The 10,271-nt window shown below is 71.6% G+C and carries 9 protein-coding genes; 2 read left to right on the forward strand and 7 right to left on the reverse strand.

What is annotated here, in order from left to right; translation table 11 throughout:
* Positions 1-3: 3 nt before the first annotated feature.
* Genes VKG64_06410 through VKG64_06425 form a run of 4 tightly spaced genes read right to left on the reverse strand, consistent with a single transcriptional unit; the run spans position 4 to position 3,303 of the window.
* Entirely contained in the window at positions 4-1,605 is a 1,602-nt protein-coding gene (locus tag VKG64_06410; protein HKB24673.1) for a D-aminoacylase, read from the reverse strand.
* Positions 1,606-1,608: 3 nt separating this feature from the next.
* On the reverse strand, positions 1,609-2,043 hold the full coding sequence (locus VKG64_06415; GenBank protein ID HKB24674.1) for a peptidylprolyl isomerase: 435 nt from the start codon (positions 2,041-2,043) through the stop codon (positions 1,609-1,611).
* A 10-nt stretch (positions 2,044-2,053) separates the two neighbouring features.
* Positions 2,054-2,602, reverse strand: coding sequence for a peptidylprolyl isomerase (locus tag VKG64_06420; protein HKB24675.1), 549 nt, complete (start codon positions 2,600-2,602; stop codon positions 2,054-2,056).
* A 50-nt stretch (positions 2,603-2,652) separates the two neighbouring features.
* The gene (locus tag VKG64_06425) at positions 2,653-3,303 is read right to left on the reverse strand and encodes a PilZ domain-containing protein (GenBank protein ID HKB24676.1); all 651 of its coding nucleotides are present in this window, start codon (positions 3,301-3,303) and stop codon (positions 2,653-2,655) included.
* Positions 3,304-3,388: 85 nt separating this feature from the next.
* Between VKG64_06425 and typA the strand changes: the two genes are divergently transcribed.
* Positions 3,389-5,188, forward strand: coding sequence for a translational GTPase TypA (typA, locus tag VKG64_06430; protein ID HKB24677.1), 1,800 nt, complete (start codon positions 3,389-3,391; stop codon positions 5,186-5,188).
* 119 nt (positions 5,189-5,307) lie between these two features.
* Here the strand turns inward: typA and VKG64_06435 are convergent, their stop codons facing one another.
* Genes VKG64_06435 through VKG64_06445 form a run of 3 tightly spaced genes read right to left on the reverse strand, consistent with a single transcriptional unit; the run spans position 5,308 to position 10,023 of the window.
* Positions 5,308-6,189 carry a DMT family transporter gene (locus VKG64_06435; GenBank protein HKB24678.1) on the reverse strand — a complete coding sequence of 294 codons (882 nt, stop codon included), beginning with the start codon at positions 6,187-6,189 and terminating at the stop codon, positions 5,308-5,310.
* A 28-nt stretch (positions 6,190-6,217) separates the two neighbouring features.
* Positions 6,218-6,421, reverse strand: a complete 204-nt coding sequence (locus tag VKG64_06440) for a dodecin family protein (GenBank protein HKB24679.1) — start codon at positions 6,419-6,421, stop codon at positions 6,218-6,220.
* Between the two features lie 29 nt (positions 6,422-6,450).
* A complete protein-coding gene (locus VKG64_06445) occupies positions 6,451-10,023 on the reverse strand; it encodes an adenylate/guanylate cyclase domain-containing protein (GenBank protein HKB24680.1) in 3,573 nt (1,190 codons plus the stop codon).
* Between the two features lie 60 nt (positions 10,024-10,083).
* On the opposite strand from VKG64_06445, the gene VKG64_06450 reads away from it, so the two are divergent.
* A partial coding sequence (locus tag VKG64_06450) for an alpha/beta hydrolase (protein ID HKB24681.1) occupies positions 10,084-10,271 on the forward strand: 188 nt, incomplete at its 3' end.

Consider the following 10,271-nt stretch of genomic DNA (forward strand, 5'->3'; position numbering starts at 1 on the left):
CGCTCATGAGCGCGTGAGCACCCGGCCGGCGCCCGCCGCGTGGAAGCTGCCGCGGTCCACGACCAGGGCGCCGTTGACGACGACGTACGGAATGCCGCCGGGGTACCGGTGGGGGTCGGCGAAGGTCGCCTCGTCCTTCACGGTCGCCGGATCGAAGACGGCGAGGTCGGCGGCGGCCCCCGCGCGCACGACGCCCCGGTCGCGGAGGCCGAGCCGCGCGGCCGGCATCCCCGTCATCTTGTGGACCGCCGTCTCGAGCGAGAAGAGCTTCTGCTCGCGCGCGTACTCGCCGAGGACGCGGGGAAACGTCCCGTACATGCGCGGGTGCGGCTTGCCGTGCTTCGGCCCCACCCCCTCGGACAGCCCGATCGAGTCCGAGCCGATCATGATGGCCGGATGCGCCAGCACCTTGGCGACGTTCGCGAGGTTCTGCGAGAACGAGACCATCCCGACCGTCGCGCGCTCCTCGAGCAGGAGGTCCAGCATCGCCTCGGCGGGCGTCTTGCCCGCCTGCCGCGCGAAGGCCGCCAGCGTGAGGCCCTCCACCTCGTGCCGGCGGCACGTCGCGATCAGAATCTCGTCGAACCCAACCCCGCCCTGCGAGAGGGTGCGCCAGCGCTCGCCGTCCACCAGGCACTCCTCGACGATGCGCCGGCGCGTCGCCTTGTCGGCGATCCGCTCGAGGAGCTTCGGCAGGCCGCCGTCGTGGACCCAGGCGGGCAGGAGGTTGTCCATCTTGGTGCTGCCCGCGTGATAGGGATAGACGTCGCCGGCGACGTCGACGCCGCGTGCTCGTGCGTCGTCGATCAACCGCAGCACGCGGTCCATCTTGCCCCAGTTCTCACGCCCGCCCACCTTCACGTGGGCGATCTGCACGCCGACTCCGCTCTCCTCGCCGATGCGGATCGCCTCGCGGATCGAGTCCTCGACCGTCGCGCTCTCGCCGCGGACGTGCGAGAAGTAGAGGCCACCGCGTTTGGCCATGGAGCGGGCCAGCGCGATCAGCTCCTCGGTGGTCGCGTAGGCGCTCGGCGGGTAGACGAGCCCGGTCGAGTAGCCCCACGCGCCGGCGTCCATCGCCTCGTCGAGCAGCCGCTGCATGCTCCGCACGGCGTCGGGCGAGGCCGGGCGGTTGGCCGGGCCGACGGCGGCGAGCCGCAGCGCGCCGTGCCCGACGAAGTGAATGACATTGATCGACGGCCGGACGGAGCGGAGCGCGTCGAGGTACTGGCCGAAGGTCTCCCAGCGGAGATCGACGCTCGCGCCGATGCCGCCCGCCCAGTCGCGGACGGCGTGCTCGCCTCCCGGCGCGATCGGCGCCTGGGAGAAGGAGCACATGCCGACGACCTCGGTCGTGCAGCCCTGCCGGAGCTTCGACTCCGCCGCGGGGCAGCCGAGGTAGAAGAGGTCCGAGTGGGAGTGCGCGTCGATGAAGCCCGGCGCGACGACGAGGCCGCTGGCGTCGATCACGCGCGCGGCCTGGCCCTCGAGCCGGGGCGCCACGGCGGCGATCCTGTCACCCTCGAGCGCCACGTCCGCGGCGCGCGCGGGCGCGCCGGTGCCGTCCACGAGCGCGCCGTTTCGCACGAGCAACGACCAGGCCACCGCCTACTCCTCGACGATCGTTACCGACGTCATCCGGTCGCCCTGCCGGATCCGGTCGACGTGCTCCATGCCGGAGGTGACGCGGCCGAAGACCGTGTACTGGCCGTCGAGGTGCGGCGTGGAGCCGTAACAGATGTAGAACTGGCTGCCCGCCGAGTCCGGGTGCTGGCTGCGCGCCATCGCCAGGGCCCCGCGGACGTGCTTCTGCGTGTTGAACTCGGCCTTGATCGTGTAGCCCGGGCCGCCGGTCCCGTTGCCCTTGGGGCAGCCACCCTGCACGACGAAGTCGGGGACGACCCGGTGGAAGGTGAGGCCGCTGTAGAAGCCCTTCTTCGCCAGCGTGACGAAGTTCTCGACCGTCTTCGGCGCGTCCGCGGCGAAGAACTCCAGCCGGATCTCGCCGCCCTTGTCCAGCACGATGACCGCCGTCTGCTTCACGTGCGACTCCTCATGGGCCCACGATCCGGACGGTCCGGATCCGGTCGCCGACCTGAAGCCGGTCCGCGAGCTCCATCCCCTTCACGACGCGGCCGAAGACCGTGTACTGGCCGTCGAGGCCGCGCGCGGGCTTCAGCGTGATGTAGAACTGGCTGCCCGCGGAGTCCGGGTCGTCGCCGCGCGCCATGCCGAGCGCGCCGCGCTCGTGCGGCCGCCTGTTGAACTCGGCCTTGATCGTGTAGCCCGGGCCGCCCGTGCCCACCCGCGCGTTGCCGGGCGGCAGGGTCTTCGACTGCGGGTCGCCCGCCTGCACCACCCAGTCCTCGACGCGGTGGAAGCGCTGGCCGTCGTAGAAGCCCTGCCGCGCGAGCTTCGTGAAGTTCTCGACGTGCCGGGGCGCGTCCGCGGGGAACAGCTCGAGCGTGATCTGCCCGCCCTTCTCGAGCGTGATGACCGCCTGCGGCGCGGGCGCGGCCTTCCCCGGCGCCGTCTGGGCGAGCCCCGGCGCCGCCACCGCGGCCATCACGAGGAGGGCGGGGGCCAGCGAGCGTCCGATCACCGTGCGCAGCCTCCGGGACGTGAGCGTACGCGTCATTATACTCAACACGCTCAGCACGTCACGCCCCACACGCAGCGCGAGAAGGTGGGAAACAGGACCGTCAGGACGAGGGCCGCCAGGACGACGACGAGCGCCGTCACCCAGAAGCCGGTCGACCGGAGGAACTGGAGCCGGCCGTCCTCGCGGATGGGCGGCGCCGGGGGCACGCCCGCGTCGTGCGTGGCGCGGTGGAGCGCGGTCAGGGCGCGGCGGATGCGGAGCGTCTCGTCGTCGCCGATCCCGATGAAGTAGAGGCCGACCCTGTCCGTCCCGACCGACTTGACCAGCGCCGCCGCGACCACCACCGGCGGCGCGCCGGGCTCGAGCTCGATCTCGAGCCGCACGTTCGCCCCCGCGCGGAGGGGCGTGCGCGTCCGCGCCGTGCAGCCCTGGACCGAGAGGTCGAGCATCTCGCCCTCGATCCTCGTGCCGCCGCTCACGGCGACGAGCGGCGCGCGCAGCGGGACGCGCTCGTACTCGCGGCGGTCCTCCGCCTGCTTCGCGTAGCGCTTGCCCCACTGGAGCGCGCGGAACCGGCGCGCGCAGAGCTGGCAGCGGTAGGGATAGACGTAGAACGCGCTGAGCGCGTGCTCGAGGACGCCCTCGCGATGGCAGCGCCGCGCGCGCGCCTGACCGCACTTCGGGCAGCGGAGCGCGCCCATGCCCAGAGGGTACTATGGCGGGTGCCGTCCGCCCTAGATTCGCGTGACACCTGTCGCCTCGGATTCCGCGTGATACGATGGACAGATGCAGCAGCGCGAGAGCATCCGCAACATCGCGATCATCGCCCACGTCGACCACGGCAAGACCACCCTCGTGGACGCCATGCTCTGGCAGTCCGGCCTCTTCCGCGAGAACGAGTCGGTCCCCGAGCGGATCATGGACTCGATCGACCTCGAGCGGGAGAAGGGCATCACGATCATGGCCAAGAACACGGCCGTCGTGTACCGGGACGTCCGCGTCAACATCGTGGACACGCCGGGGCACGCGGACTTCGGTTCGGAGGTCGAGCGGACGCTGACGCTGGTGGACGGGGTGCTGCTCCTCGTGGACGCGGCCGAGGGGCCGCTGCCGCAGACGCGGTTCGTGCTGAAGAAGGCGCTCGAGGCGGGCCTGCCGCCGATCGTCGTCGTCAACAAGATCGACCGCGCCGACGCGCGCCCGGCGGAGGTCCTCGACGAGATCTACGACCTCTTCATCGACCTCGACGCGACCGAGGACCAGCTCGAGTTCCCCGTCCTCTACACCGACGCCCGGCTGGGCACGGCCACGCGCCGCCTCGCGGAGCCCGGCCAGTCGCTCGAGCCGCTCTTCGAGACGATCCTCGCCACGGTCCCGGCGCCGCGGTTCGATCCCGCGGCGGGGCTCCAGTTCCGGGTCGCGATGCTCGACTGGGACGACTACGTGGGCCGGCTGCTCATCGGGCGGATCGTCAACGGTCGGATCCGCCAGGCCGACCGCGTGGCGGTCGTCCATCGCGACGGCTCGACCGAGTTCGCGAAGGTCACCGTCCTCTACGGCTACGAGGGCCTGAAGCGGATCGAGATCGCGGAGGCGGGCCCGGGCGACATCGTCGCGATCGCCGGCATCGAGGTCATCGAGATCGGCGAGACGGTGGCGGACGCGGAGAGCCCGCAGGCCCTCCCGCTCATCCGGATCGACGAGCCGACCGTGTCGATGCTCTTCTCGGCCAACGTCTCGCCGTTCGCCGGCCGGGAGGGCCGGTTCGTCACCTCGCCCCAGCTCCGCGACCGGCTGATGAAGGAGAAGCGCGTCAACGTCGGCATCCGCGTCGAGGAGACGGACTCGCCCGACACCTTCCGCGTCTCGGGCCGCGGCGAGCTGCAGCTCGCGATCCTCATCGAGATGATGCGGCGCGAGGGCTACGAGGTCGAGGTCGGCAAGCCGACCATCATCACGCGCGCGGAGGGCGGCCGGACGCTCGAGCCGATGGAGTATCTCGTCATCGACGTCCCCGAGGAGTACATCGGCGCCATCACCCAGAAGATCGGCCCGCGGCGGGGCGCGATGGCGAAGATGGTCAACCACGGGACGGGACGCGTGCGGCTCGAGTACCGCATCCCCGCGCGCGGCCTCATCGGCTACCGCACCGAGTTCCTCACCGACACCCGCGGCACCGGCCTCCTCAACCACCTCTTCGACGGCTGGGACGAATGGCAGGGCGAGATCGAGCACCGGCAGAACGGCGCGCTCGTCGCCGACCGGGCGGGCCGCACCACCGCGTACGCGATCGACAACCTCCAGGCCCGCGGCGTGATGTTCGTCGCCCCCGGCCTCGAGGTCTACGAGGGGATGATCGTCGGCGAGAACGCGCGCGACAACGACCTCGACGTCAACATCACGAAGGAGAAGAAGCTCACCAACATGCGCGCGTCCACCGCGGACGACGCCACCAAGCTCACCCCGCCCCGCGTCATGAACCTCGAGCAGTGCCTCGAGTGGATCCGCGAGGACGAGCTGCTCGAGGTGACGCCGAAGTCGCTCCGCCTGCGGAAGCGCGCGCTCGCCGGCCGCCGCCGCTTCTAATCACCGTCAGGGGGAGCGGCGCCGCTCCCCCCGACACCCCCCACCGATGACCCGCGGCGGGCTTGCCCGGAAATCCGTTGCGCCGGCGGAGCCGGCGCTCGAAGGAACGCCTCAGACCCTCAGAGCTGCAGCACCACGATCCCGGCGATCGTGACGCCGGCGCCCAGCAGCGCGCCGCGGGACAGCCGCTCGCCGAAGAAGACGAACCCGAGCGGGATCGCGAACATCGGTGCCGTCGACGACAGCACCGCCGCCACCCCGACGCCAGCGTACTTGACCCCGGCCACGAACAGCACCGAGCTCACCGCGGTGAGGACGCTCAGCACGGCGAGCCGCGCGAGCACCGGCCGCCCGCGCCGGCCGAGCCCGTCGAGGGCGCCGCGCGCCCACGGCGTCGCCCAGAGGGTCGCCGCCGCCAGCGGCAGCCGGATCGCCTGCGCAATCACCGGCTCCACCTCGCGGAGCGGTGGCTTGAGGACGACGATGGAAACCGCCCACGCGAGCGACGCGAGCGTCGCCGTTCCCACCCCGAACCAGAACCGCTCGTCCGGCGCGCGCTCCGCCCAGGGCGCGACGATCAGCGTGAGCCCGCCGAGGGTCAGGAGCGTGCCGGCGGCGAGCGTGGGCGTGAGCGGCTCGTCGAGGAAGGCCGCGGCGAGCAGGGCGGCGCCCACCGGGTAGGTCATCGAGATCGTCATGGCGCGGCCCACGCCGAGGACGCGCGTGCTCTCGAAGAACACCGTGTCGCCGACCGTGATCGCCGCGACGATCGACAGGGCCAGGAGGCCGAACGCGCCGGCGGACATGGCGGTGAGCGCGCCGATCCCGCCCGTCGCGAGGACCCAGGCGAGGAGGATCGCGCCCCCGACGCTCGAGCGGAGCGCGTTGATGCCGAACGACCCGAGCTCGCCGATCAGCGAGCGCACGAGGAGGCTGGTCACCGCCCAGCTCAGCGCGGAGGCCAGGGCGGCGAGCGCGCCCAGCGTCGTCTCGGCGATCACCCGGAGATCGTAGACCCGCGGGGCATCGCTAGCCCTCCAGGATGAACGTCACCTCGATCGTCGCCCGGTACTCCGTGATCTTCCCCTTCTCGACGTGCGCCTTCTGCTCCAGGAGGTGGATGCCCGTGACGTTCCGGAGCGTCTTGTTCGCCCGCTTCATGGCCTCGTCCGCGGCCTCCTGCCAGCCTCGCGGAGACGACCCGATGATCTTGGTGACCCGTGCGACCGCCATGGTATGGCCTCCTTGGGAGCGACTGAGGGTCAGGCTCGCCGGATCCGCTCCAGGTCCTCCAGCGCCGCCTGGACGCGCGGCCAGGCGAGGAACGAGTCCTTCAGCGCGCGCTCGGGCGCGCGCGCGGCCGTCGCGTCGATCGTCTCGGCGGCGAGGCGCGCCGTGGCGACGGCGGCCTCGACCTTCTTCTGCTCCACCTGCGCGCGCGCCAGGAGGTGCGCGGCCTGCCACGTGAGCGTCGGGTACTGGATCCGGCGCGCGATGGCGAGCGCTTCGCCGAGATCGTGCTCCGCCTGCGCCCACCGCCGCGCGCGCAGCGCGATCTCACCTCTGACCGCCAAGGACTTCCCGACGTACTTCATCGAGCCGGTCGCGTGCGCCTGCACCAGCGCCCGCTCGATCTGCCCGAGCGCCCCCTCCGGCTGCCCATCGGCGAGCAGCGTCTCCGCGAGGTAGACGGCGGTGTGGATCGACCAGCGCCAGCGGTGGGCGCCGAATCCGAATTTCTCCACGCGCGTCATGCAGTCCTCGAGATGGCCCAGCGCCTTCCGCGGCCCGTCCAGGCTCAGGTGGTCGAGACCGAGGTTGATGGCCGCGCTGATCTCGACGTTGGGGTTCTTGATGCGGCGGCCGAGGTCGGCGCTCTCGAGGTCGAGCTCGCGGGCGCGCGCGAAGTCGCCGAGCTCCTGGTGGAGCCAGCCGAGGGTGTTGCCGAGGCGGGCCTGGAAGAAAAGGTTGTTGCGCTCGCGGGCCTTGGCGAGACCGTCCTGGATGATGGCGCGCGCCTGCGCGTACTCGCCGAGGCCGATGTGGGCGAGGCAGGTGAAGGCGGGCCCGAGCAGCTCGAAGAAGCCGTCGTGGATCTCCGCGGCGGCCGCCTGCGCCCGACGGGTCACCGCGATTGCGTTCCGGAAGTCGCCGCGCCACTCGGCGTGGGCGCCGAGCCAGGTCAGGTTCTGCGCGATGGTGTCGCGGAAGCCCCCAGCCTCGCTGATGCGGAGCGACTCGTGGAGGTTCCGGTCAGCGTCGACCAGCTTGCCGTCGACCTGATCCAGGAGCGCCAGGTAGGTGAGACTCTTGGCGAGCACCGGCTGATCGCCGGTCTCTCGAGCGATGGCGTGCGCTTCTTCGGCGAACCGCTTCACGGCGGGGATGTTCTCCGTGGAGAAGGTCGCGTAGTGCTCGAGGGCCAGGTCGACCAGCGCCTCGCCCTCCGCGTGGCGGTCGCGCGCCTGCCGCGCCAGCCCCAGCATCCGGGTCGACTCCGCGATCGCGTCGGCATACCGTGTGAGGAGGAACCACACGCGGCTCCGGCGTTGATGGATCTCCATGAGCCGCCGCGGAGGCAAGGGCGCTGAGATCCGCGGCGCCACCTCGAGCGCGCGGCCGTAGACGTCGAGGGCGAGCTGGTTGGCGTAGGCGTCCTTGGCCCGGTCGCCCGAGCTCACGAGATAGTCGAACGCCTTCGCCCACTCCTCGCCCTGCGAGAAGTGATGCGCCAGCTCTTCGTAGTGGTCGGTCAACCGGTCCGCGTAGAGCTCCTCGATCGCGTAGCCGACGGCGCGGTGGAGCTCCCGGCGCCGCTCCTTCAGCAGGCTGTTGTAGGCGACGTCCTGGATCACCGCGTGCTTGAAGATGTAGGCCGGCTCCGCGAGCAGTCCGAGCTCGTAGATGATCTCGAGCTTCTTCAGTTCGAGCAGCAGCCCCTCCAGGCGGTCCTCGAGTCCGCCGACGCGCTGCAGGAGCCGGACCAGGAACTGCCGGCCGATCACCGAGGCGAGCTGGACCGTGCGCTTGCCGTCGTCGCCGAGCCGGTCGAGCCGCGCCATGATGATGTCCTGGATCGTGTCGGGCACGCTGACCCCGCCGATCTGCTCGACGAGCCGGTAACCGTCACCCTCCTTCCGGAGCACGCCGAGGTCGAGGAGCGTCTTGGTCACCTCCTCGATGAACAGCGGCACGCCCTCGGCCTTCTGCATGAGCGCGGCCCGGAGCTCGTCGGGGAGCCGTTCGGCGCCGAGGACCCCGCCGGCCATCGCGAGCGCCTCGGCCTCGGACAGCGTGTGGAGCGCGAGCGACGTGAAGAAGCTGCGCGACCCGAACGGCGGATTGTACCCGACGCGATAGGTCAGGACGAGCATGAGCGGCACGCTCGCGACCGAATCGATGACGGACGCGAGGTACTCTTCCGTGCTCGGGTCCACCCAGTGGAGGTCCTCGATCACGAGCACGAGCGGGCGGAGCCGCGCGCCGCGCAGCGAGAGTGCGCGAACCGCGTCGAAGATCTTCCGGCGCCGCGCGGCGGCGTCCATGACGGGGATCGCGGGATCGCCTGGATCGACGGAGAGCAGATGCCGCACGTACGGGATGTGAGGCTCCAGCTCGCCCATGCGGCGCATCCCGTGCTCGACCTTCGCGATGATCTCGGGCTCGCCGTCGAACTCCTCGATCCTGAAGTTCTCGCGGAGCTGGTCGGTGAGCGGCAGGAACGGGATCGACTGGCCGAAGGACACGCACTGTCCCTCGAGCCATGTCATGTTCTCTCCGACGTCGCCGAGCCAGCGACGGAACTCGAGGAGCAGGCGCGACTTGCCGATCCCCGCGTCCCCGGCGACGAGGACGACCTGGCCGCGGCCGGCCTTCACCTCCGCGAAGCGCTCGTGCAGGGTCGCGAGCTCGCGCTCCCGTCCGACGAGCGGTGTGAGGCCGCGCTCGACGGCCGCCTCGAGCCGCGAGCGCCGCGCGCGCGGGCGGAGCACCTCGAACGCGCGGACCGGCGCGTGGCCCTTGACCTCCCGCTCGCCGAGGTCGAGCGTCTCGAAGTAGCCCGCGATCACCCTGTGCGTCGCCTCGGTCACGACCACGCTGCCCGGCCGCGCGCTCTGCTGCATCCGCGCCGCGAGGTTCGTCGTGTCGCCGACCGCGGTGTAGTCCATGCGGAGGTCGTCGCCGATCTTGCCGACGACGACGGGCCCGGTATTGACGCCGATGCGCATCTGGACGCCGACCCCGCGCTGCCCTTGCAGCTCCTTCCCGTAGTCGCGCAGCGCGCGATGGATGCCGAGCGCCGCGTGCACCGCGCGCCGCGGGCCATCCTCGTGGGCGATCGGCGCGCCGAAGAGGGCCATGACGCCGTCGCCCGTGTACTGGTTGATCGTGCCCTCGAACCGGTGCACCTCGGCGGTGATCAGCTCGAAGCAGCGGTCCATGATGCGGTGGACCTCCTCGGGATCGAGCTTCTCGGCGAGCGCGGTGAACCCGGCGGCGTCGGCGAAGAGCACCGTCACCTGGCGGCGCTCGCCCTCGAGCGCCGAGCGCGACTTGAGGATCTTGTCGGCGAGGTGCTTCGGAGTGTACGACGCGCGCGGGCTCCGGGACTCGGCCGGCGGGGAGGGCCTCGGCGCCGCCGCGGGAGGCGCCGCAGCGGGAGGCGTCGCTGGGGCCGCCGCCTCCCCGACGCGGTGGCCGCATGCTCCGCAGAACTTGGCGCCCGACCGGAGCGCCGCGCCACACGCCGGACACGCGGCCTCGAGCGCGGCGCCGCACTGGTCGCAGAAGTGATTCTGCGGGGGGTTGTCGGCCTGGCAGCCGGGACAGCGCATGGCGGGATTATAAGCGCACGGGGCGTTGACGGGCGCCGGACCGGGCCCTAGCATCAGCGCGTGAGGCTCGTCCTCTACGCGGCGGTCGCCGTCGCCGGGTTTCTCGGCGCGAGCCTCCTCGTCTTCTGGCTCGCGGTGCGGCCGCCGCGGCTCGTCGTCGCGCTGACCCCCAAGGACGTCGGACTCGTCGTCGAGGACGTGACGATCACGACCGACGACGGTCTCCGGCTCGCGGCGTGGCTCGTCCC

This window comes from Candidatus Methylomirabilota bacterium (genome assembly GCA_035260325.1).
GTDB lineage: Bacteria > Methylomirabilota > Methylomirabilia > Rokubacteriales > CSP1-6 > AR19.